The sequence below is a fragment of the Bradyrhizobium sp. i1.15.2 genome, from assembly GCF_040548425.1.
GTDB classification, from domain to species: Bacteria; Pseudomonadota; Alphaproteobacteria; order Rhizobiales; family Xanthobacteraceae; genus Bradyrhizobium; species Bradyrhizobium canariense.
The window spans coordinates 39515-61956 of the sequence record NZ_JBEPRQ010000020.1 but is presented as its reverse complement, the minus strand read 5'-3'; the positions used below and the strand labels follow the sequence as shown (position 1 = coordinate 61956).

Annotated in this window: 18 protein-coding genes; 10 read left to right on the top strand and 8 right to left on the bottom strand. The window is 64.0% G+C overall.

Going from position 1 to position 22442, the window contains the following annotated elements:
• Positions 1 to 4 precede the first annotated feature (4 nt).
• Both ABIB80_RS28120 and ABIB80_RS28115 read left to right on the top strand, forming a co-directional pair.
• A complete protein-coding gene (locus ABIB80_RS28120; protein WP_007590712.1) occupies positions 5 to 1612 on the top strand; it encodes an acyl-CoA synthetase in 1608 nt (535 codons plus the stop codon).
• A gap of 9 nt (positions 1613 to 1621) precedes the next feature.
• Positions 1622 to 2482, top strand: coding sequence for a PCC domain-containing protein (locus ABIB80_RS28115; RefSeq protein ID WP_007590713.1), 861 nt, complete (start codon positions 1622 to 1624; stop codon positions 2480 to 2482).
• Positions 2483 to 2498: 16 nt separating this feature from the next.
• Here the strand turns inward: ABIB80_RS28115 and ABIB80_RS28110 are convergent, their stop codons facing one another.
• On the bottom strand, positions 2499 to 4571 hold the full coding sequence (locus ABIB80_RS28110) for a DUF1217 domain-containing protein (RefSeq protein ID WP_219685493.1): 2073 nt from the start codon (positions 4569 to 4571) through the stop codon (positions 2499 to 2501).
• 1158 nt (positions 4572 to 5729) lie between these two features.
• Between ABIB80_RS28110 and ABIB80_RS28105 the strand changes: the two genes are divergently transcribed.
• Entirely contained in the window at positions 5730 to 6311 is a 582-nt protein-coding gene (locus ABIB80_RS28105) for an SRPBCC family protein (RefSeq protein ID WP_007590716.1), read from the top strand.
• Between the two features lie 2 nt (positions 6312 to 6313).
• Entirely contained in the window at positions 6314 to 7267 is a 954-nt protein-coding gene (locus ABIB80_RS28100) for a YVTN family beta-propeller repeat protein (RefSeq protein ID WP_007590717.1), read from the top strand.
• A 48-nt stretch (positions 7268 to 7315) separates the two neighbouring features.
• Here the strand turns inward: ABIB80_RS28100 and ABIB80_RS28095 are convergent, their stop codons facing one another.
• The 5 genes from ABIB80_RS28095 to ABIB80_RS28075 form a co-directional block, all read right to left on the bottom strand.
• On the bottom strand, positions 7316 to 7990 hold the full coding sequence (locus ABIB80_RS28095) for an HAD family hydrolase (RefSeq protein ID WP_007590720.1): 675 nt from the start codon (positions 7988 to 7990) through the stop codon (positions 7316 to 7318).
• A gap of 18 nt (positions 7991 to 8008) precedes the next feature.
• On the bottom strand, positions 8009 to 8572 hold the full coding sequence (locus ABIB80_RS28090; RefSeq protein WP_007590721.1) for a DinB family protein: 564 nt from the start codon (positions 8570 to 8572) through the stop codon (positions 8009 to 8011).
• Between the two features lie 47 nt (positions 8573 to 8619).
• Positions 8620 to 11601, bottom strand: a complete 2982-nt coding sequence (uvrA, locus tag ABIB80_RS28085) for an excinuclease ABC subunit UvrA (RefSeq protein WP_219685492.1) — start codon at positions 11599 to 11601, stop codon at positions 8620 to 8622.
• A gap of 278 nt (positions 11602 to 11879) precedes the next feature.
• A complete protein-coding gene (locus tag ABIB80_RS28080) occupies positions 11880 to 12569 on the bottom strand; it encodes an outer membrane protein (protein WP_035992628.1) in 690 nt (229 codons plus the stop codon).
• A 227-nt stretch (positions 12570 to 12796) separates the two neighbouring features.
• Positions 12797 to 13579, bottom strand: coding sequence for an outer membrane protein (locus tag ABIB80_RS28075; protein WP_007590725.1), 783 nt, complete (start codon positions 13577 to 13579; stop codon positions 12797 to 12799).
• A 459-nt stretch (positions 13580 to 14038) separates the two neighbouring features.
• Here ABIB80_RS28075 and ABIB80_RS28070 point away from each other — a divergent pair, with 459 nt between their 5' ends.
• Together ABIB80_RS28070 and gyrA are read left to right on the top strand one after the other, a co-directional pair.
• Entirely contained in the window at positions 14039 to 14536 is a 498-nt protein-coding gene (locus ABIB80_RS28070) for a single-stranded DNA-binding protein (protein ID WP_007590726.1), read from the top strand.
• 372 nt (positions 14537 to 14908) lie between these two features.
• Positions 14909 to 17653 (top strand): DNA gyrase subunit A, encoded by a 2745-nt coding sequence (gyrA, locus tag ABIB80_RS28065; protein WP_007590727.1) that lies wholly within the window; start codon positions 14909 to 14911, stop codon positions 17651 to 17653.
• Between the two features lie 137 nt (positions 17654 to 17790).
• Here the strand turns inward: gyrA and ABIB80_RS28060 are convergent, their stop codons facing one another.
• Positions 17791 to 19644, bottom strand: a complete 1854-nt coding sequence (locus tag ABIB80_RS28060; RefSeq protein WP_051058391.1) for a potassium transporter Kup — start codon at positions 19642 to 19644, stop codon at positions 17791 to 17793.
• Between the two features lie 199 nt (positions 19645 to 19843).
• On the bottom strand, positions 19844 to 20101 hold the full coding sequence (locus ABIB80_RS28055) for a hypothetical protein (protein ID WP_007590731.1): 258 nt from the start codon (positions 20099 to 20101) through the stop codon (positions 19844 to 19846).
• Positions 20102 to 20349: 248 nt separating this feature from the next.
• Between ABIB80_RS28055 and coaD the strand changes: the two genes are divergently transcribed.
• Genes coaD through ABIB80_RS28035 form a run of 4 tightly spaced genes read left to right on the top strand, consistent with a single transcriptional unit; the run spans position 20350 to position 22344 of the window.
• Positions 20350 to 20844 (top strand): pantetheine-phosphate adenylyltransferase, encoded by a 495-nt coding sequence (gene coaD / locus ABIB80_RS28050; protein WP_007590732.1) that lies wholly within the window; start codon positions 20350 to 20352, stop codon positions 20842 to 20844.
• A 41-nt stretch (positions 20845 to 20885) separates the two neighbouring features.
• Complete coding sequence (locus ABIB80_RS28045) at positions 20886 to 21449, top strand: peptidylprolyl isomerase (protein WP_007590733.1); 564 nt, start codon at positions 20886 to 20888, stop codon at positions 21447 to 21449.
• An 8-nt stretch (positions 21450 to 21457) separates the two neighbouring features.
• Positions 21458 to 21883, top strand: coding sequence for a UCP034077 family protein (locus tag ABIB80_RS28040; RefSeq protein WP_007590735.1), 426 nt, complete (start codon positions 21458 to 21460; stop codon positions 21881 to 21883).
• Positions 21880 to 22344, top strand: a complete 465-nt coding sequence (locus tag ABIB80_RS28035) for a peptidylprolyl isomerase (RefSeq protein WP_007590736.1) — start codon at positions 21880 to 21882, stop codon at positions 22342 to 22344. The genes ABIB80_RS28040 and ABIB80_RS28035 overlap by 4 nt, the downstream gene beginning before the upstream one ends.
• The last annotated feature ends 98 nt before the right edge of the window (positions 22345 to 22442 follow it).

Genomic DNA, 22442 nt, shown 5'->3' with positions numbered 1-22442 from the left:
CCCGATGCAGCCCCTGCGCATGTCCCGCCGCGTCATGAATCTCGCTCACATGCTGACCCAGAATGCGCGGCGGCATAGGGCGCGTCCCGGTTTCGTCTGGGGTGACAGATGCTGGACCTGGCGGGAGATCGACGCGCAGGTCTCGGCGCTGGCGGCGGCGCTCGCTGCGCGGGGCATCGCGAAGGGCGACCGCATCCTCGTCCATTCCAAGAACGGCGACGAGATGTTCTTCTCGATGTTCGCGGCGTTCCGGCTCGGCGCGGTCTGGGTACCCACCAATTTCCGACTGATGCCGGACGAGGTGACTTATCTTGCGCAGGCCTCCGGCGCGAAGGCGTTTCTGTGCCACGTCGATTTTCCTGAACACGCCGCGGCCGTGAGCGGTGGCGCGCTGGAATTCACCTGGAGCATCGACGGTCGGGCGCCATTTGCCGAGACGTCGGTTGCGGATGCCGTCGCGTCGCGCGCTGGCAGCGTGGTCGAGAACGTTGCGGTCGAGCACGACGATCCCTGCTGGTTCTTCTTCACGTCGGGGACCACCGGCCGCTCCAAGGCTGCGGTGCTCACCCACGGGCAGATGGGTTTTGTCGTCACCAACCATCTCGCCGATCTCACGCCCGGCGTCACCGAAGCGGATGCTTCGCTGGTGGTGGCGCCGCTGTCGCATGGCGCCGGCGTGCATCAGCTGGTTCAGACCGCGCGTGGCGTTTGCACCGTGCTGCTCCCGACGGAGAAATTCGATATCGACGAGGCGTTCCGCCTGATCGAGACGCATCGGGTCAGCAATCTCTTCGTGGTGCCGACCATTCTGAAGATGATGGTCGAGCATCCCGCCGCCGACAAATACGACCATTCCTCGCTGCGCCAGGTGATCTATGCGGGTGCGCCTATGTATCGCGAGGACCAGAAGGCTGCGCTGAGGAAGCTCGGCAAGGTCATCGTGCAGTATTTCGGTCTCGGCGAGGTGACCGGCAACATCACCGTGCTGCCGGCGGCGCTGCATGATCCCGAGGACGGGCCGCACGCGAAGATCGGCACCTGTGGCTTCGAGCGTACCGGCATGCAGGTCTCGATCCAGGACGACGAGGGCCGCGAACTCGGCGCCAACCAGAGCGGGGAGATCTGCGTGATCGGCCCCGCCGTGCTTGCCGGCTACTACGACAATCCCGAAGCCAATGCGAAGGCGTTCCGCAATGGCTGGTTCCGCACTGGCGATCTCGGCCACATGGACGAGGAGGGGTTCGTCTACATCACCGGACGAGCCTCCGACATGTACATCTCCGGCGGCTCCAACATCTATCCACGGGAGATCGAGGAGAAAATCCTGACCCATCCTTGCGTCGGCGAGGTCGCGGTGCTCGGTGTGCCCGATGCGACCTGGGGCGAGGTCGGCGTTGCCGTCTGCGTCGCCCGCGAAGGCGCAAAGCCGGTGAGCGAAGCGGAGATGGCGGCATTCCTCAGCCCCAAGGTGCCGCGCTACAAGATGCCGAAGCGGTTCTTCTTCTGGGAGGCCTTGCCGAAATCCGGCTACGGCAAGATTCCCAAACGGATGGTTCGCGACGAGCTCGAGGCGCGCGGGCTGCTCGATCTCGACAAGACGCGGGCGGGCTGAGCGAAAGTCATGCGCAGCATCAAGCAGCCCGGCGCGCCGGTCGCCGAACGCATCCAATGGGTGGAGGCGAGGGGACGCGCTTTCTCCTTCACGCTTCGAGCAGGTCTGCCGCTGTTGGAGGCGGCGCGCCGCGGTTTTGCCGCGGAGGGATTCGCCGGCGGCGTGCTCAGCTTCGGGCGCGGCGCGCTCGGGCCGTTCGCCTATGTCATGCCGGCGCTGTCGAAGACCAGCGAGAACGCCGCGTTCTATAGCGACACTTTCCGGCCGGGCGGCGTGACGCGCACCAGGCTCGGCAGCATGACGCTGGGCACGCGCGATGGCGCGCCGTTCTTTCATTGCCATGGGCTGTGGACGGAGCCCGATGGCCGCGACAGTGGCGGCCACATGCTGCCGGACGAGACTGACGTCGCCGAGCCGTTCGAGGTCGAGGCCTTCGGCATCGATGGTGCGATGTTTGCCGCCGAACCCGATCCCGAGACCAACTTCAAGCTGTTCGGGCCGGTGCCGGCTGCGAGCACCGGCGCACGCACGACCAGCCGCGCTTTCGCGCTGCGGCTGCGCCCCAATCAGGATTTCGCCATCTGTCTCGAAGACTTCTGCCGCGCGCAAGGCATCGCGCGCGCCAGGATCCACGGCGGCGTCGGCTCGACCATCGGCGCCCGCTTCAGCCATGGCGGCGTGACCGAGCCCTTCGCGACCGAGCTTGCGGTCACCGGCGGCACGATTGCGGCCGGCGCCTCCGGAGCGCTCGAAGCCGCACTCGACGTCGCCCTGATCGACTACACCGGCGGCATGGCGGAGGGCCGTCTGGTCCGTGGCGACAATCCCGTGCTCATGACCATGGAGCTGGTGCTCGAGGTGTTGGACTAGTCCCGGCGGGCGACCGTCAGTGAGTGCGTAGCTTGGCAATGGCCAGATATGTGGAGTCACTGATCCCCGAACCGGATCCCTGAAAGAGGTTGAGCAGGGGGGATTGACCCTGACCGGTGCTCTGGCTGTTTCTGATGTCATACATGGCGGAGAAACGGTTCAGCAGCTTTGTAACCTTCGCGGGATCGGACAGGTCCTTGATCTTCATGAATCTGTCCACGAACTTGGCCTGCTGGTCGATCGGCATCGCCGCCATCGAGTCAGGCAGATCGAAGGTGGTCCTGAACACCTCCGAAAGAGCCTTGTCGGCAAGGATGTCGTACGCGGATGTGATGTCCCCCGCCTTTCGCTGGAAATAGAGCGCCAGGCGCACGCCGGGATTCGCATCGCCTTGCTGCTGCTCCAGGCTTTGCTCGACATAGTTCGCCTGTGTTTCCCGAAACTGATCCCGCTTCTGCGGCCCCATCATCGGAAGACGCGCGACGTTGCCTTGACTGTCGAAATTGAACGACGCCGCGATTTCGGCAAAGCGAGGATCGCTCTCGGTGTTCGCGAAGCTCTTTGGATCGTTCAGATCGGAGGCGAAGATCTTCTTGAGAAAATCGGTGCTGACCTTCTTGGGATCCAGACCCTTGGCCAGGAGAATGAAATCGACCATCGGCCTGTTTGCGAGAAGATCGGAAACACTGTCGATGCCGGCGATGGCCTGCTGATATTCCGACGCATCCTTCGTGGCCTGTGCCCGAACTGCGGCCTGCTGCTGGGGAGTTGCCGTGCTGGCGCTCTTCACCGCTCCAATGACGTAGTCCTTGGCGATCTGGAGGACTTCAGCAGAGTCCTGAGCCACCAAGGGGGTCGTCAGATTGCCTTTAGCGTCGAAGTTGAAGGCGCGCGCCAGCTCCAGATATCGATTGTCCTTGAGGGTATAGACGTAGCTTTTGGGGTCGTTGATGTCGCTTTCGAGCACGGCCTTGACAGTCGCCGGCGAGACGTTTGCGGGATCGAGGCCGACGGCTCCCAGCGCAAAATCATAAACGCCCGGTGTCGATACGAACGCCTGGACTGAATTGATCTTGAGGATGGCGGTTCTGAATTGCCTGATTGCAAAGGCTTCGTTCAACGGGCTTGCCGCCGAATAGACGGCGGACTTGCTGTCGTCGAACCTCTGTTTCGTGATGGTGACATTTGCAGCAGTCTGCGCGGACACGCCTGACGGAAGGGACCCGTCGGGCGAAAACTCGAACGCACCGGCCAGGTCGACGAACCCGCCAATCGTCCCTATCTGGTCGCTGAGGCTGGAAATGCTGCTCGCATATGACTCCAAATGATGCTTTTCGACCAGGATCTGCACGTTCAACTGGGTCACGTTCGCGCCCGGCTGCGATAGCTGGGTGGTGTAGTCGGCGATCCGTGAATTGGCCGCGGTGACATCCGATCGGGCCTGAGCAAGGTCGGCGTTGAGGCCACTCAACTGAGAGGCGAAAGTGGTGTTGACGTAGCTGTTGGGATCGGATGGATCGCTGCGCAAGACCTGGCTTATCGTGTCACGCGACCACTTGGTTTGATCGATTCCGTATGCCGAATAGACATAGTTGCGAAGACGGTCGTTGTTCAGGAGCTGGTCTGCACTGCTGATGTTGCCGATTTCGGCGCTGTAGTAATTGGAGTCGCCGGTAAGTGCATCGACCTGGCTCTTCCTGGTCGCCGTGTACAGACCGATCATCTCGTCGGTCTGGTTCTCCGATTGCGCAACCGGCGTTGCACTGCCGTTGAAGGAAAATGCCGCGGCGAACTCGCGGTAACGCTTGTCGACCAGCTTGTTGACAAAGCTGTTTGCGTCGGAGAGGTCGCTCTCCAGCACCTTTTTCATGAAGGCCTTGGCGTAGGCCATGTCTTCCAGGCCATATGCCTTCGTCGCATAATGATAAAGGCGATAGTCTTTCATGAAGTCGTCGACGGACTTCACCTTGCCGATGTGGGCTTTGTAATAGGCGGCCTCTCGCGCCACGTCCTGTTGCTGTTCGACCCGCGTCAGGGACTGCTTGAGATTGCGCGTGATGTAGCTGTAACTGAAATACGTTGATACCATCGCGCACTCCTCGCGGCTCTTACGGTCCCGGACATCCGTCAATCATTGCGGGGTCGCGAGATGGGGGCTGGCCTCATGCCGGCAAACTGTCTCAGCTGGGTCTTCCCAGGAAGATTCCGGTTAACAACTGAGATTTCAATTTGCGTCCGATGCCGCATGACGAGTTTTGTTGCCGTTTGTTTCTGTCTGTTTCCCAGATGCAGCTTTCGCGAGGCTTTCGTGCTTGGCATGTTGCGGTCGCCAGCGCGCCAGATAAAGTTCCACGCTCGTGTCCCGGACAAGCTGCAACGCGTAAGCGTTGCGGCGTAGAGCGGGGACCCAGAAGCCGTGCATTTGCCGCTGCGTGGGCCCCGGCTCTGCGGCGCACCGCCGAAGGGGCGTTGCGCCGCGTCCGGGGCACGCGCCCAAAATCCATCTTCGTATTTCAATCCACAGAGTCCGCGCACCTTCGCCTTCTCGCGGCCTGTGCGGCCCGAGCTTTGCGGCATTCTTTGCCCCCAAAAATGCCGAGGGCGCAGGGAAGGCCGGGTGCCGGCTGGCACCCACGGTCCACTGTGCGAAGGTTGCGCTACAAGAGGCTGCACAGCGGCATACAGGTGAAGCCCAACACACGGCCTTCCCTGCGCAGTGGTTTTACGGCTTATGTCGTGATCTCCCCGGGGAGCGATGCACTATTGCCCCCGTCGCCTTACGGATGGCTGATGCGGATGCCCGGTCGGGCCGCCCACATCACCACAAGACTTGACGCACAGACCCCGGGCGTCAGGACCACACGATCTTGCCGTACGCGGATCACACCGGTCGTGTGCGCGACGCCTTCGTTCACGGTTGCCCGCCCTGCGAAGCCTTCGCGCCGGTGTGGCCCACGTCCACCACGTCCCATCCCGCGTTCGTGACGATCGCGATCCGCCCCCCGGCCGGGTTGGGATGGCTTTCTATACGATAATCCGAAATACGGATAAAGAGAAATATTTTTGCCGATCGTGGTTGACCCGCTTATTGGGTGTTTTGCCCGCCGGGCGGCAAGGGGTTGTGGGGCGCGCGGACGCCTGCCGCAACGTGGCCACGAACGGGTCTCCCCTCGGCCGCAAAATGCGCTACCATGATCCCAGCGCGCATCAAGTCGCGCATGATCAATGAGACGCATGAGGAAACGAGATGAGGGTGACGATTGGACGCCGCACGGTCTTGGGCGTAGTACTGACTGCTGCGGGCGCGGCAGCTTTGACGGCGGCGTTTGGCCCGGCTTCGACATCGGCCTGGGCCCACGGGCCGACCCGGCAGAAGGTCCGCGAATCCATCGAGATCACCGCCGCCCCGGCCAAGGTGTGGGCCGCAATGGGCAATTTCCAGGACATGAGCTGGCTGCCGCCTGTTGCCAAGACCGAGGGCGAGAAGGGCAACGAGATCGGCGCGACGCGGAAGCTGACGCTGACGGGAGGCGCGACCGTCGACGAAGAGCTCTACAAGTTTGACGCCGCCGCGATGAGCTATTCCTACCGGATCACCAATGTGGACGTGAAGGTGCTGCCGGTCACCAATTATTCCTCGACGCTCACCGTCACGCCGAGCGCCGACGGCAAGGCCTCGACCCTGGAATGGGCCGGCGCGTTCTACCGCGGCTTTCCCAACAACGATCCGCCGCCGGAGCTGAGCGACGAGGCGGCTAAGACTGCGGTGAGCGGGCTCTACAAGGCCGGCCTCGAGTCGTTGAAGAAGAAGATCGAGAGCGGAAGCTGACCGTGCGGGCGTTGGTCCTGGCGGCGCTCGCTGCCAGCCTTTACCGTGCCGCTCTCGGCAGCGCGTGCGCCGACGAGGCGTTCGTGACCAACCAGCTCAGCGACGATTTGATGGTGGTGGACCTCGCCACCGCGCGCAGCGTCGCGACCATCCCGATCGGCGGCAAGCCGGCGGGCGTGGCCGTTAGCGCGGACGGGCGCTTTGCCTATGTCACGAGCCCGGACGCCAAGGCCGTAACGGTGGTGGACGCAGCAACGCGGCAGATTGCAGGGCGGATCGAGGTCGGCGGCGGGCCGCTTGGCATTGCCGTCGCGCCGGATGGCCGCACCGTCTATGTCGCGGACTGGTACGCAGCCGCCGTGCGGGTGATCGACGCTGCGAGCCGCAGCGTCACGGCCAGCATCGCGGTCGGCGCCTCGCCGTCGGGGCTCGCAGTGACGCCAGACGGCAAGCTGCTGCTCTCGGCCGACCGCGACGACGACAGCGTCTCGGTGGTGGACATCGCGACCCGCCAGCGCAAGGCGACCATCAAGGTCGGCACCCGTCCGTTCGGCGTCACCATCGATGCCGAAGGCAAGCGGGCCTACACCGCCAATGTCGGCTCCAACGACGTCTCCGTGATCGACATCGCCGCTGGGTCCGAGACCGGCCGCGTGCCGGTCGGGATGCGCCCCTATGCGGTGGCGCTGGCGCAGGGCCGCGGCTTCGTCACCGACCAATATGGCGGCACTGTCAGCGTGTTCGATCTGGCGACCTTGAAGCCGATCAAACGCATCAATGTCGGCGATTATCCCGAAGGCATCGCCGCGACCGCCGACGGCAAGCGCATCATCGTCGCCTGCTGGGAGAGCAACACGCTCGACATCATCGACGCGGTCGAGCTAAAGGTGATCGGCGAAGTCAAGACCGGCGACGGCCCGCGCGCGTTCGGGGCGTTTTTGCGCAGGACGGAGTAGGGGCGTCGTAGCCCGCATGAGCGGAGCGACTTGCGGGACAGGCTCTCCTCATCCACCGCCGTTCCCGGATATCGCTTCGCTCATCCGGGCTACTGCACCGGGGCACAGCGTCCATACAATCTCATCCATCTGCTCAAACATGTGATCCGGCGCCTGCGCCCGCAGCGCCGCCGGCGCCGCATAACCCCAGCCCACCGCGCCGCAGGCGATCCCCACGGCCCGCGCCGCCTCGATATCGCGCACCTCGTCGCCGATCGCGATGACCTTGCCCGGCTCCACGCCGGCGCGGCGGATGACCCGTCGGAATTTCGAAGGCTTGCCAAAGATCGACGCGGCGCAGTCGAAATGCGCGAACAGCGCGGCGGCCTCGCCGAGTTTTTCGCGCGCATTCGCTTCGCTGTCCGATGTCACCAGTGCGAGCTGCACGCCGTTACCGGCCAGTGTTTTCAGCATCGTCTCGACGCCCGAAAACAGCGAAATCTCGGCGGCCGCCTCAGCCTTCAGCCGCCGCGCATGCCGCGCGATCGCCGGCAGCTTCCACAAGGGCACCTCGAGCCGGCTGAGAATCTCGCGCGACGAAGCATGCCGCAGCCCCTCGACATCCTCATCGGCGACGCGGCGGAAGCCGAAGCGGTCGGCGACGTCGTTGATGGTGCGCAGGAACCACGGGAAGCTGTCAGCCAGCGTGCCGTCGAGATCGAAGATGGCGAGGGAGTAGGGCATGGAGACGAAGCTACACCGCTAGGCTTTCCACACCGCTTCCTCGGTCCATCCGAGTTGGTCGAATTCGGTGGCCCTGAGCGGCGCCTCTCCCTCGGCGAAGAACTCGTCTAGCTGGGGCGGGGTAACGTGCGTTTCGGAAAGCATCGCGTGGGCTTGTCCGCGATGATGAATTTGATGCTGGAACAGATGCATGAGCAGCCGGTCGCGACGTTCGATCTGCACGCGGGTGTCGCGGTTGATCCGCACGAGACCGTCGAGAAGCTCGGGCGTCAGTCCATCGCAGACGGCAATCAAGCGCTTGTCGATCGCGGCTTGCTCGGGCTTCAGCGCGGCAAGTGAAAGGTGGGGCACCTGGTTCTTCCAAGCCGCCGGTCCCAGCCATCCGCCCTCCAGCGCATCGACATAGAAGAGGTCTATGACATGGATGTGGTTGAGCGTGCGCTGCAGGCTTGGAAAGAAGCCGGTTCGTGCGGCTTCGAAGTCAGCCTGAGACAGCGCGGCGCAAGCAGTGAGCAGCCGGTGGTTCGCCCAAGCATTATTGTGGGCGAACGCACGATAGGTTTGCAGAAGTCCTGCAGGCAAAAGCGACCTCCCTCAGACAATGTGTCGGCACGCTCCCGCTGCGTAACCTACTCCGCCGCCTCGCTCGCCGCGCGTCTCCGCTTCGGCTTCCGCGCCTTCGCCAGCACCGGTGCCAAAAACTTCCCCGTGTAGCTCCGCGGCGCTTTCGCGATGTCTTCCGGGGGGCCCCAGGCGACGATCTCGCCGCCGCCGTCGCCGCCTTCGGGGCCGAGGTCGATGACCCAGTCGGCGGTCTTGATGACTTCGAGATTGTGCTCGATGACGACGACCGTGTTGCCCTGCGCGACCAGCTCGTGCAGCACCTCCAGGAGCTTCTTGACGTCGTGGAAATGCAGGCCGGTGGTCGGCTCGTCCAGGATGTAGAGCGTGCGGCCGGTGGCGCGCTTTGACAGCTCCTTTGCGAGCTTGACGCGCTGAGCTTCGCCGCCCGAGAGCGTCGTGGCCTGCTGGCCGACATGGATGTAGTCGAGGCCGACGCGATGCAGCGTCTGGAAGGTCTCGCGCACCCGCGGGACCGCCTTGAAGAACTCGGCCGCTTCCTCGACGGTCATGTCGAGCACGTCGGCGATGCTCTTGCCCTTGAACAGGACCTCCAGCGTCTCGCGGTTGTAGCGCTTGCCCTTGCAGACGTCGCAGGTGACGTAGACGTCGGGCAAGAAGTGCATCTCGATCTTGATGACTCCGTCGCCCTGGCAGGCCTCGCAGCGGCCGCCCTTGACGTTGAAGGAGAAGCGGCCGGGTTCGTAGCCGCGCGCCTTCGACTCGGGCAGGCCGGCGAACCATTCGCGGATCGGCGTGAAGGCACCGGTATAGGTCGCGGGATTGGAGCGTGGCGTGCGGCCGATCGGCGACTGGTCGATGTCGATGATCTTGTCGATGTGCTCGAGGCCCTCGATGCGGTCGTGCGGCGCGGCGCCCTCGCTGGCGTTGTTCAGCTTGCGGGCGATCGCCTTGTACAGCGTGTCGATCAGCAGCGTCGACTTGCCGCCGCCGGAGACGCCGGTAACGCAGGTGAACAGGCCGAGCGGGATTTCGGCCGTGACGTTCTTGAGGTTATTGCCGCGCGCATTGACCACCTTGATGGTGCGGCGATGGTTCGGCGGGCGCCGCTCCGGCACCTCGACCTCAAGCTCGCCGGTCAGATATTTGCCGGTCAGCGAGTTGGGGTTGCGCATGATCTCGGCGGGCGTGCCTTCGGCGATGATGTTGCCGCCATGCATGCCGGCACCGGGGCCGATGTCGAGCACGTGGTCGGCGAGCAGGATCGCGTCCTCGTCATGCTCGACCACGATCACGGTGTTGCCGAGGTCGCGAAGTCTCTTGAGCGTGTCGAGCAGGCGCGCGTTGTCGCGCTGGTGCAAGCCGATCGAGGGTTCGTCGAGCACATAGAGCACACCTGTCAGGCCCGAGCCGATCTGCGAGGCCAGGCGGATGCGCTGGCTCTCGCCGCCGGAGAGCGTGCCGGAGGAGCGGGACAGCGTGAGATAGTTGAGGCCGACGTCGAGCAGGAAGGTGAGGCGCTCGCGGATCTCCTTGAGGATGCGGCCGGCGATCTCGTTCTGCTGGGTGTTCAGCGCCTCCGGCACGGTCTCGAACCACGCGCCGGCGCCCTTCACTGACATCTCGGAGATGTCGCCGATATGCTTGCCGCCGATCTTGACGCAGAGCGCCTCGGGCTTGAGCCGAAAGCCGTGGCACGCCTCGCAGGGCACGTCGTGGAAGTACTTCGCCAGCTCCTCGCGCGCCCACTCGCTCTCGGTCTCGCGATAGCGGCGGTTGATGTTGGTGATGACGCCCTCGAACGGCTTCTTGGTGTCATAGGAACGGACGCCGTCCTCGTAGGAGAACTTGATCTCGTCCTCGCCGGAGCCATGGAGGATCGCGTTCTGCGTCTTCTTGGGCAGATCCTTCCATTTGGTGGTCAGCGTGAACTTGTAATGCTTGCCGAGCGCAGTCAACGTCTGAATGTAATAGGGCGACGAGGACTTGGCCCAGGGCGCGATCGCGCCCTTGCCGATGGCTAGCTCCTTGTCGGGGATGACGAGGTCCTCGTCGACATGCTGCTCGACGCCGAGGCCGCCGCAGGCGGGGCAGGCGCCATAGGGATTGTTGAACGAGAACAGCCGGGGCTCGATCTCGGGGATGGTGAAGCCGGAGACAGGGCAGGCGAACTTTTCCGAGAACAGCATGCGCTCGGGTCCGCTCTTGTCGTGGATCTTGGCCGTCTTCTTTTTCTCTTCCGCGGGGGCTGCTGCAGCCGGCGCGTCCGCGAATTCGATGACGGCGAGGCCCTCGGCGAGCTTGAGCGCGGTCTCGAAGCTTTCGGCGAGGCGTTGGCCGATGTCGGGGCGCACCACGATACGATCGACGACGACGTCGATATCGTGCGGGAATTTCTTGTCGAGAACAGGCGCTTCCGCGAGCTCATGGAAGGCGCCGTCGATCTTGACGCGCTGAAAGCCCTTCTTGAGCCATTCGGCGAGCTCTTTGCGGTACTCGCCCTTGCGGCCGCGCACGACTGGCGCAAGCAGATAGAGCCGCGAGCTCTCCGGCAGCGCCAGCACGCGATCGACCATCTGCGAGACGGTCTGGCTCTCGATCGGCAGGCCGGTGGCGGGCGAATAGGGCACGCCGACGCGCGCCCACAGCAGGCGCATATAGTCGTAGATTTCGGTCACCGTGCCGACGGTGGAGCGCGGGTTCTTCGACGTCGTCTTCTGTTCGATCGAGATCGCCGGCGACAGGCCGTCGATCTGGTCGACGTCGGGCTTCTGCATCATCTCCAGGAACTGGCGGGCATAGGCCGACAGCGATTCGACGTAGCGGCGCTGGCCCTCGGCATAGATGGTGTCGAACGCGAGGGAGGATTTGCCGGAGCCTGACAGCCCCGTGAACACGACGAGCTTGTCGCGGGGAATTTCGACGTCGACGTTCTTGAGGTTGTGCTCGCGCGCGCCACGGATCGTAATCGCGCGCAGGTGTGCTCCCGCGTTCTGTTGTTGGCGCTTCGCCTTGATCACTTCATCCATCCTGGTGGTCCTCAGGGAATCCAAAAGCGCGCGATCGCGCCAACTTGAAAGGCGCGCATCGCCCGGAACCGGGATCGGCGCCGATGGGTAAGTAAGCGAACGTAGGAAGAACAGGGACGGATTTCCAGTGGCGTTTGCGAATCGTCAACGGATTGTTGGCGCGCTGGCGGCATCTGGCAGGAGCACGGCTTGCGGAACTGCGCGTGACCGGTCCCGTTCAAACAAAAAGGCCGGCGCGAGGCCGGCCTTTCGTAACACGATGGCGTCGATAGCGAAGATCAGTACTTCGCGACGATCGGGCCCCCGAAGTGATAGTTCACGCCGACCTGCACGGTGTGAAACTCGAGCGTGCCGGTGGGCAGGGCGCCCGAGAAGTAGGTCTCGCCGCCGAGGCTGCGAAAGAGGTACTCGCCCTTGACCGACCACTGCGGAGCGAAGAACGCTTCGACGCCCGCACCGACGGTCCAGCCGGAGTGCCACTTGCTGTCGGAAGCGGTCACGCCGAGCGCGCTGATGCTGAGCTTGTTGTCGATCCAGGCGTAACCACCGGTGCCGTAGAACAGGACGTTGTTGACGGCGTAGCCGATGCGGCCGCGCACGGTGCCCATCGCATCGGTCTTCGAGCTGAGGGTGGTGCTGACGAGGCCGAAGCCGGGGACGGCAACGGGGCCGGTGACCGACGCGCTGACGTCAGCCCAGGAACCATCGGCCTCGATGCCGAACACGACATTGCCGGTCTGCCAGTTGTAGCCGGCAGTACCGCCGACGAAGCCGCCCTTCATCTTCGGGTCGGTCGAGGAATTTTCCCAGGCGCCGCCACCGACGATACCGAGGTAGAAGCCGGTCCAGTTGTAGACCGAAGCCATGGCCACCGGAGCCTTGGTGTAGGGGCGCGCCGCCAGATCAGCGGCCGAAGCCGGGGCAGCGAGTGCGAACAAACAGGCCGAAGCCAACCAAATCTTTTTCATCTTCAGTAATCCCAGTCCCAGTTTCTGTTGTCCCTCCCTGTTCCGGAAGAGCATCGGACGCCGTGGTCCAACTGATATCGTCCATACACCGGTGAAGCCGCAAGTTGTGTCACTGAAAAGCAACAGCGATCGGAAAACGGAACGGCTATTGACCTATTGATATCGCAGAACCGCACAGCAAAAGGCCGGCACGAGGCCGGCCTTCGAAGTGCTCTATTCCAGCGCGATCAGTACTTTGCGATGACCGGACCGCCCCAGCGATAGTTCAAGCGGACGAGGCCCATGTCGACGTCCTGGCGAATCCGGTCGCTGCCGAAAACCGCACCCGCGGGCGTTGTGAAGCCGATCGTGCGATCGCCAAGGAAGATGTGGTCGTATTCAAAGCCCAGCGACCAGTTGGGAGCGAAGCCGAACTCCAGACCGGCCCCGACCGTGCCACCCCAGCGAGTCTCCCGCGCCGAGGCCAGCAGCGCGCCCGCGCCGGGCGTGCCCGCCGCAGCGTAGATGTCGTATTTGTCGCCGACGACGGCGGCGCCGCCCTTCACGTAAAGCAGCACGTTGTTCCAGGCGTAACCGATCTGACCGGTGATGAGCCCGAAAGAGTCGATGCGGGAACGGTTGCGATCACCCGTGACCAGGGCGGTGCCGGGGAAAAGTGTGCTCACGTTGTCGCCCCGGAAGTCGGCCCAGTTGCCTTGGCCTTCGAGGCCGAACACCCAATTGGTGGACTGCCAGCGATAGCCGATCTGGCCACCGACCGTGCCGCCGACCGCGTTATGGCAGCCTTCCCCGACCAAAACGCCGGTCGCGGGCGTGACGAAGTCCCAGCACGTGTGGCTCGAGCCACCGCCGCCGTTGATGCCGATGTAGAAGCCGCTCCAATCGTAGATGGTGGCAATCGCCGGCGCCGGAGCCTTGGTGTAGGGACGCGCGGCAAGATCCGCCGCGCTCGCGGGAGCCGACAGGCCCATCGCCACTGCACTGATTGCACCAATAAGAAGCTTATTCATTGCCAGTCTCCCCAGGTTCGTCCGCTTCTTTCTTCCCCGAAGCGGTTGATCAGGCACGAGGGCCCATATGATTTAAGTCCGAGGAAACCGTAGCTCTGCGGAGCGGCAAAGTCCGTCTCCGAAATGCAACAAGAACGGGGCCGTGCGAGGACCCACAACTTGCTGAATGTTAAGTTCTTTCCTTCGCTTTTGGGAACCTACAAAGGTTCCAATCGACGCGTGCCTTCCCGCAGTACATTGGCCGATCGACGCCACATATTCGATGCGGAAGTTCGCCAAGAACAAATCTGGAACATGCCGGAGGTCGATGCTATATGTGGGGATAACCGGAGGGGCGACGGACTGATCGTCGTCCGCAAGCGTTCGGCGAGCGTATAGGGTCGCCTCAACAGGCACGGTGGAGCGCGGGGAGCGGACCGGCCTTCTTGAATTCAGTGGCATTCGGAGCGGAGAGCGGAGATGGCGGGAAGCGTCAACAAGGTCATTCTGGTTGGAAATCTCGGCAAGGATCCTGAAATCCGCCGCACCCAGGACGGGCGGCCGATCGCCAATCTGAGCGTCGCCACCTCGGAGACCTGGCGCGACAAGGCGACCGGCGAGCGCAAGGAAAAGACCGAGTGGCACCGCGTCGTGATCTTCAATGAAGGGCTCTGCAAGGTCGCCGAACAGTATCTGAAGAAGGGCGCCAAGATTTACGTCGAGGGTGCGCTCCAGACCCGCAAATGGACCGACCAGAGCGGTGTTGAAAAGTACTCGACCGAAGTCGTGCTGCAGGGCTTCAACTCCACCCTGACGATGCTGGACGGCCGTAGTGGCGGCGGGGGAGGCGGCAGCTTCGGCGACGAGCCGGGCGGCGATTTCGGCTCCTCCGGTCCGGTCAGCAGCGCGCCGCGGCGACCCGTTGCCGCCGGCGGCGGTGGCCGCAACAGCGACATGGACGACGACATCCCGTTCTGAGCGATTCCGTTCTGAGAACGAGGCATATCGATGCGGAGGCGCCGGCCGCGTGGGCGGCGCTTCTCATCTCGTGTCAAAAAATCCCACTAATCGGCAGGACGGGCTCGGGATTTCCGGGCCCGCTTCATGTTTGGGGTGAGCTCGGATTGCGGCTTGGCAAACGCGCTGACGGGGCAAGCTCGCCGGTCGGTTTTCCACGTGTTACCGGCGATTTTGCAAGGCCGATGCGGGGGCTGCCCGAGGCACCGCTCGCAAGGGCTTAAGTTGTTGGAAAAATAGGCGGAAAAAGCGCTTCCCAGATCCCCGCGAGGGTGGTTATCAGAGGCTCGATGCGCTATATGATTCCCAGATAAAACCTCATCGGATTTCCCCTTGGCTGACGACGACGACAAGCCCGGCGACCAGCCGGCGCAACCCTCGGATATTCGCCCCGTCTCCATCTTCGAGGAGATGAAGAAGTCCTATCTCGACTACGCCATGAGCGTGATTGTGGCGCGTGCGCTGCCTGACGCCCGCGACGGCCTGAAGCCGGTGCATCGGCGCATCCTGTACTCGATGAACGAGCAGGGGCACACGCCGGACAAGAAGTACGTCAAGTCCGCCCGCGTGGTCGGTGACGTCATCGGTAAATATCATCCGCATGGCGACCAGTCGATCTACGACGCCATGGTCCGGATGGCGCAGGACTTCTCCATGCGCGTGCCGCTGATCGACGGTCAGGGCAATTTCGGCTCGGTCGACGGCGATCCTCCGGCTGCCTATCGTTATACTGAAGCCCGATTGACGAAGGTGGCGCTGGCTCTGCTGGCCGACATCGACAAGGACACGGTCGACTTCCAGCCGAACTACGACAACAACGAGACCGAACCGTCGGTCTTGCCGGCCAAGTTCCCGAACCTGCTCGTCAACGGCGCCGGCGGCATCGCAGTCGGCATGGCGACCAACATCCCGCCGCACAATCTCGGCGAAGTCATCGACGCCTGCGTCGCGCTGATCGACAACCCCGCGCTCACCATCGACGAGCTCATCAACATCGTGCCGGGACCGGATTTCCCGACCGGCGGCGTCATCCTCGGACGGCAGGGCATCCGCGCCGCCTATCACCTCGGGCGCGGCTCGGTCATGATGCGCGGCAAGGTCGCGATCGAGACCATCCGCAAGGAGCGCGAGGCGATCATCATCAGCGAAATTCCCTACCAGGTGAACAAGGCGACGATGGTCGAGCGCATCGCCGAGCTGGTCAAGGAAAAGAAGATCGAAGGCATCGGCGACCTGCGCGACGAATCGGATCGCGACGGCTACCGCGTCGTCATCGAACTGAAGCGCGACGCCGTGCCGGATGTGGTGCTGAATCAGCTCTACAGGTTCACGCCGCTGCAGACGAGCTTCGGCGTCAACATGGTGGCGCTCGACAGCGGCCGTCCGCGGATCATGCATCTGAAGGACCTGCTGGCGATCTTCGTCGACTTCCGCGAGCGCGTCGTCACGCGGCGCACCAAGTTCCTGCTCGCCAAGGCCCGTGATCGCGCCCATATCCTGGTCGGTCTGGCGATCGCGGTCGCCAATATCGACGAGATGATCCGCGTCATCCGGACCTCGCCCGACCCGACCACCGCCCGCGACACCCTGATGTCGCGCGACTGGCCGGCCCGGGACGTCGAGGACATGCTGACGCTGATCGACGATCCGCGCCACCGCATCAGCGAGAACGGTACGATCCGGCTGTCGATGGAGCAGGCGAGGGCCATTCTCGATTTGCGCCTGCAACGCCTCACCGCACTCGGCCGTGACGAAATCCGCGAGGAACTCGACAAGCTCGCCGGCGAAATCGCCGACTATCTCGACATCCTGCGCTCGCGCGACCGCGTGCTTGAAATCATCAAGTCCGAGCTCGCCGAGGTGAAGGCCGAGTTCGCGACCCCGCGCCGCACCGTCATCATCGAGCAGGAAGGCGAGGTCGAGGACGAGGACCTGATCCAGCGCGAGGACATGGTCGTCACCGTCTCGCACGCCGGCTACGTCAAGCGCGTGCCGCTGTCGGCCTACCGTGCCCAGCGCCGCGGCGGCAAGGGCCGCGCCGGCATGCAGACCCGCGACGAGGATTTTGTCAGCCGGCTGTTCGTGGCGTCCACGCATACTCCGATGCTGTTCTTCTCCTCGCGCGGCCAGGTCTACAAGATCAAGGTCTGGCGCCTGCCGATGGCCGCGCCGAACGCGCGCGGCAAGGCGCTGATCAACATCCTGCCGCTGGAGCAGGGCGAGCGCATCACCACCATCATGCCGCTGCCGGAGGACGAGTCCACCTGGGGCAATCTCGACGTGATGTTCGCCACGACAGGCGGCAACGTCCGGCGCAACAAGCTGTCCGACTTCGTCGACGTCCGCCGCTCCGGCATCATCGCGATGAAGCTCGACGACAACGAAGCTATCGTCGACGTGCAGATCTGCACCGAGCACGACGACGTGCTTTTGACCGGCGCCGGCGGCCAGTGCATCCGCTTCCCCGTGACCGACGTGCGCGTGTTCACCGGGCGCACCTCGATGGGCGTGCGCGGCATTGCGCTTGCCGAGGGCGACAAGGTGATTTCGCTAGCGATCCTGCGCCACGTCGAGACGACGTCCGACGAGCGCTCGGCGTATCTGAAGATGCGTCGTGCGGTTGCCGGCGAAGCTGCGGCCGAGGAGCCGGCGGCGGACGCCGAGGCCGAGGAGACCTCCGGCAGCTTCCAGCTGGCTCAGGAGCGCTATGTCGAAATGTCGGCGGCCGAGCAGGTCGTGCTGACCGTCTCCGTCAACGGCTACGGCAAGCGGACCTCGTCCTACGAGTACCGCACCACGGGCCGCGGCGGCAAAGGCATCGTGGCCATGAGCGTCAACAACCGCAACGGCAACCTGGTGGCGTCGTTCCCCGTGGAAGACGCCGATCAAATCATGCTGGTCACCGACAAGGGCCAGCTGATCCGCTGCCCGGTCGAAGGCATCCGCGTGGCCGGCCGCTCAACCCAGGGCGTGATCGTGTTCGACACCGCCGAGGACGAACACGTCGTCTCGGTCGAGCACATCACGGAAGAGGCCGAGAGCGGAAACGGGGCGAATGGGGAGTCGAACGGGGAGTGATGCGTCACCCCTCGTAGCCCGGATGGAGCGCAAGCGAAATCCGGGTTCTTCATTCGAACGGCTGTCCCGGATTGCACTTCCGCCTTCGCTCTCCGAGCTACGGCGGACAAGTCGCTCCATCCGGGCTACGAATTGCGCTAAATCTCCAGCTCCGTGCCGAACTCCACCACCTGCTTGGTCGGCACGCCGAAGAACGCGGCGGAGCGTTCGGCGTTGCGCTGCAGGAAGGCGAACACGGTTTCGCGCCAGACCCACATGCCCGGCACGTCCTCGCGCGGGATGATGGTCTCGCGGCCGACGTAATAGGTGATGTCGGAGAGGTCGATGCCGGGCAGCTTGCCGTGGCGGCAGGCGAAGGTCAGCCCTTCGTAGATCGTCGGGTTCTGCATGAACCCGTAATGCAGAACGACGCGGGTAATGCCGGGAATGATTTCGATCACCTCGATGCGGTCTTCGTCGTCGATGTGAGGAAGCTCCTCGATCAGCACGGTGACCAGGACGATGCGCTCGTGCAGCACGTGGTTGTGCTTGACGAACTGGGTCAGCGCCAGCGGCACGCCGCGCGGCGCCGACGCCAGGAACACGGCGGTGCCGGGCAGCCTGGCGCTGCACTTGTTGACCGCGGTTTCGATCAGATCCTCCTCGGGCTGGCGCAGCTTCGCGCGTGCCGCTTCGACGAGCTTCACGCCGCTGCGCCAGGTCAGCATCAGGAAAGCGACGAAGCCCGCGAGCATCAGCGGAAACCAGCCGCCCTCGAACAGCTTGATCGAATTGGCCGAGAAGAAGATCACGTCGATCACGAAGAAGAAGCCGTTCACGGCCACCACCAGCCACGGCGAATAGCCCCACTGGATCGCGACCAGGGCAGCGAGCAGCGTGGTGATCGCCATCAACAGCGACACCGCGATGCCGTAGGCGCCGGCCAGCGCCTCCGAGCTGCCGAAGCTCAGCACGGCGCCGAGCGTTGCGGCGGCGAGCAGCCAGTTCACCAACGGCACGTAGATCTGGCCGATCGCTGCGCTCGTGGTGTGACGGATCTGCATGCGCGGCAGGAAACCGAGCTGAATCGACTGCTGCGTCAGCGAGAACACGCCCGAGATGATGGCCTGCGAGGCGATCACGGTCGCGACCGCCGAGAACGCGACCAGCGGATAGTGCAGGGCGTCGGGGCAGAGTTGGAAGAACGGATTCTCGATCATGGAGGGGTCGGTGATCAGCAGCGCGGCCTGGCCGAAATAGTTCAGCACCAGCGCGGGCAGGCAGATCGCGAACCAGGCCAGCCGGATCGGCAGGCGGCCGAAATGCCCCATGTCAGCATACATGGCTTCGCCGCCGGTCACCGCGAGGAAGGCGGCCCCCAGGATCGCGAAGGAGACATGAAAATCCTGGTGGATCAGGAAGTCGAACGCATAGAGCGGGCTCAGCGCCGCCAGCACCGCCGGCGCCTTGACGATGCCGTGGATGCCGAGCGCTGCCAGCACGAAGAACCAGGCCAGCATCACCGGTCCGAAGATGCGGCCGATGAAGCCGGTGCCCTGCTTCTGCATCATGAACAGTCCGATCAGGATGACGACGGTCACGGGCACCACCGCCGGCGCGAGCGAGGGTGCGTCGACCTTCAGACCTTCGATGGCTGACAGCACCGAGATCGCCGGCGTGATCGCCCCGTCGCCGTAGAGCAGGGCGGCGCCGACGAGGCCGACGACCAGCAGATGCGCGCGCCAAGTACCGGGTTGGGCGTTGCGGGCATGCAGCAAGGCCAGCAGGGCGACGATGCCGCCTTCGCCGCGGTTGTCAGCGCGCAAAATCAACAGCGCATATTTCAGCGAGATGATCAGCAACAGCGCCCAGAGGATCAACGAGGCAACGCCCAGAACGGCATCGTTCGTCAATGTGCCGCCGTGGGCGGCGGCCTTGGCGGCTTCCTTGAGGGCGTAGAGGGGACTGGTGCCGATATCGCCATAGACCACCCCGAGGGCGCCCATGGTCATTGCAAGCGGCAGTGGATCAGGTTGATGGCCGGAGGCGACTGCAGGCGTACTGGACAATGGCGACCCCTCGATGGGATCGCGGCCGACGGGTCATTCCGGCGGGCGCGAGCATCGGGCAGTCTGCGACGGGACGTCGCAAATATCCATGGGGTTTATCTATGGGATTTGTCGCTACCTGACGCGAAACTGACAGACGCCGCTACGGAGTGCGGTTTGCGGTCACGAGGCGAGCCTCGCGGATGTCGGCTTTGGTGCCGGCCTGGCGAAGGCAGGACGCCTCGAAATTCGGCCAGGCCTGCTGCGAGCAGTCCTTGCCGATGGTGCGGATGTCGAGCCGGTCGCTCTTGGCGAGCGGTTGCGGCACGCTCGCTTCGACGGTGGGGGCGAAGCCGGGCAGGAGGGTGAGAGCGGCAGCAACACACCCAGAGATGGCGATCGCCGAAAGAGCTTTGATCATGACAGTCCCCTGTGATGCGGCCGCTACGCCCAGTGTGCGGCCCGTCGTTCGTTGGCCGGATTAGTAACCATGGCCAGTTTCCGGACGTCTTCGCGAACCCGGGAAATGGTTTCGTTCGCGCTCCGTTTTGTTTCGTGGCCGCCCTCAGGACGAAACAATTCGGCCCATTCCGACACGGTTTTGCGGAAAAACCGCCAGGGAACCTGACCGGCTTGCCGGGCCGGGCCGGGCGCGGTAGGACGTTGGCCATGCCGCGCATTGCCTTCTATCCAGGTTCCTTCGACCCCATCACCAACGGCCATCTGGACGTGGTCCGGCACAGCGTGTCGCTGTGCGACAGGCTCGTTGTGGCGATCGGGGTGCATCCCGGCAAGAAGCCGCTGTTCTCGACCGAGGAGCGGTTGAAGATGCTCCATGACGTCTGCGGGCCGGTGGCGGCCCAGGCCGGCTGCGTGCTCGAAGCGGTGACGTTTGACGACCTGTCGGTGACATCGGCGCGCAAGTACGGTGCGACGATCATGATTCGGGGCCTGCGCGACGGCACCGATCTCGACTACGAGATGCAGCTCGCCGGCATGAACGAGGCCATGGCGCCCGAGGTGCATACGGTCTTCCTGCCGGCTTCTCCCATGGTCCGCCCGATCACCGCCACTTTGGTGCGCCAGATCGCTGCCATGGGCGGGGACGTCTCGGCCTTCGTCCCGCCGCTGGTTGCGGCCCAGCTCAAGGCAAAATTCGCCTGATAACGGCGCGTTTCCTTTCTCATCTCTGATCCGGAGTTATCATGATCCGAATTCTCGCAGTTCTTGCCGCGGTTCTGTTCGCGGTGCCGGCCTTCGCGCAAGCCTTGCCGGCCGGCCTCGACAAGGCCAACGCCATCGTCATCGACTCCACCAAGGGCCGCATCGTCATCAAGCTCAGGCCGGACCTCGCGCCCCAGCACGCCGAACGCATCAAACAGCTCGCGCGCGAGGGCTATTACAACAATGTGCCGTTCCACCGCGTCATGGACGGCTTCATGGCGCAGACCGGCGACGGTCAGAACTTCAACGGCACCGGCGGCTCGAAATATCCGAACCTGAAGCAGGAATTCTCCAAGGTGCATTTTGCGCGTGGCATCGTCGGCATGGCCCGGCGCGGCGACAGCGTCGACACCGCCAATTCGCAGTTCTTCATCATGTTCGCCGACGGCGGCAGCCTCGACAACCAGTACACCGTGATCGGCGAGGTCGTGCAGGGCATGGACGTCGTCGACAAGCTGAAGAAGGCGCCTCCCGGATCAAGCGGCGGCACCGTCACCGATCCCGACAAGATGGTGAAGGTGCAGGTCGCTTCCGACATCAAGTAGGAGAGGCGATGGCGCGCGCCTGTGGCAAGCTCCTGCTGGTTGCCGCGGTGCTGCTGCTCGGCGTCCCCGGCGCAATCGCCGAGGACGCACAGGTCAACACCATCCAGGACATCTTCCGGCATCTGCGCACCTGCTGGAAGCCGCCGCCCGCCGCCAAGGCCCGCCCGATCGACATCACCGTCGTCGTGAGCTTTAACCGGGCTGGAAACATTCTGGGCCACCCGAGGATTACCTATGAATCCGCGGAGGCTTCCGACGAGGACCGGCTGCAATACCGGGTCGCGGTGATGGAGGCATTGCAACGTTGCACGCCGATGCCATTTACCGATGCGATGGCCGGCGCCGCTGCAGGGCGTCCATTCGCGATCCAGTTTCGCAACCGTAAATCTTCACCTGACAGGACTTCACCCCCAACCCAAGAGAGACGAGCATGAGCGCCACCGAAAACACACTGATCCTCGAGACCACCCAGGGCCCCGTTACCATCGAGATGCGGCCTGATCTGGCGCCCGGCCACGTCGCGCGCATCAAGGAGCTCGTGCGCGAGGGCTTCTACGACGGCATCGTGTTCCATCGCGTGATCGACGGCTTCATGGCGCAGACCGGCTGCCCGCAGGGCACCGGCACCGGCGGCTCCGGCAAGAAGCTGAAGGCCGAGTTCAACAAGGAGCCGCATGTGCGCGGCACCACCTCGATGGCGCGCGCCGCCAGCCCGGATTCCGGCGATAGCCAGTTCTTTATCGTGTTCGACGACGCCCGCTTCCTCGACAACCAGTACACGGTGTGGGGCAAGGTTACCGAGGGCATGGAGAACGTCGACAAGATCAAGCGCGGCGAACCCGTGCAGAACCCCGACAAGATCGTCAAGGCGCGGATGGCGGCTGACGCGGAGTAGGCGTTTCTCCTCATGGTGAGGAGGCGCGTAGCGCCGTCTCGAACCATGAAGGCCGAGCTGCAGCAGCAGGGCCTTCATCCTTCGAGATGCGCGTTCCG

Bases quoted from the DNA above. Each gene is read 5' to 3' on its own strand.
- ABIB80_RS28120 (WP_007590712.1), top strand. From the start codon at position 5: ATGCAGCCCCTGCGCATGTCCCGCCGCGTCATGAATCTCGCTCACATG.
- ABIB80_RS28115 (WP_007590713.1), top strand. From the start codon at position 1,622: ATGCGCAGCATCAAGCAGCCCGGCGCGCCGGTCGCCGAACGCATCCAA.
- ABIB80_RS28110 (WP_219685493.1), bottom strand. From the start codon at position 4,571: ATGGTATCAACGTATTTCAGTTACAGCTACATCACGCGCAATCTCAAG.
- ABIB80_RS28105 (WP_007590716.1), top strand. From the start codon at position 5,730: ATGAGGGTGACGATTGGACGCCGCACGGTCTTGGGCGTAGTACTGACT.
- ABIB80_RS28095 (WP_007590720.1), bottom strand. From the start codon at position 7,990: ATGCCCTACTCCCTCGCCATCTTCGATCTCGACGGCACGCTGGCTGAC.
- uvrA (WP_219685492.1), bottom strand. From the start codon at position 11,601: ATGGATGAAGTGATCAAGGCGAAGCGCCAACAACAGAACGCGGGAGCA.
- ABIB80_RS28080 (WP_035992628.1), bottom strand. From the start codon at position 12,569: ATGAAAAAGATTTGGTTGGCTTCGGCCTGTTTGTTCGCACTCGCTGCC.
- ABIB80_RS28075 (WP_007590725.1), bottom strand. From the start codon at position 13,579: ATGAATAAGCTTCTTATTGGTGCAATCAGTGCAGTGGCGATGGGCCTG.
- ABIB80_RS28070 (WP_007590726.1), top strand. From the start codon at position 14,039: ATGGCGGGAAGCGTCAACAAGGTCATTCTGGTTGGAAATCTCGGCAAG.
- ABIB80_RS28060 (WP_051058391.1), bottom strand. From the start codon at position 19,644: ATGACCATGGGCGCCCTCGGGGTGGTCTATGGCGATATCGGCACCAGT.
- ABIB80_RS28055 (WP_007590731.1), bottom strand. From the start codon at position 20,101: ATGATCAAAGCTCTTTCGGCGATCGCCATCTCTGGGTGTGTTGCTGCC.
- coaD (WP_007590732.1), top strand. From the start codon at position 20,350: ATGCCGCGCATTGCCTTCTATCCAGGTTCCTTCGACCCCATCACCAAC.
- ABIB80_RS28045 (WP_007590733.1), top strand. From the start codon at position 20,886: ATGATCCGAATTCTCGCAGTTCTTGCCGCGGTTCTGTTCGCGGTGCCG.
- ABIB80_RS28040 (WP_007590735.1), top strand. From the start codon at position 21,458: ATGGCGCGCGCCTGTGGCAAGCTCCTGCTGGTTGCCGCGGTGCTGCTG.
- ABIB80_RS28035 (WP_007590736.1), top strand. From the start codon at position 21,880: ATGAGCGCCACCGAAAACACACTGATCCTCGAGACCACCCAGGGCCCC.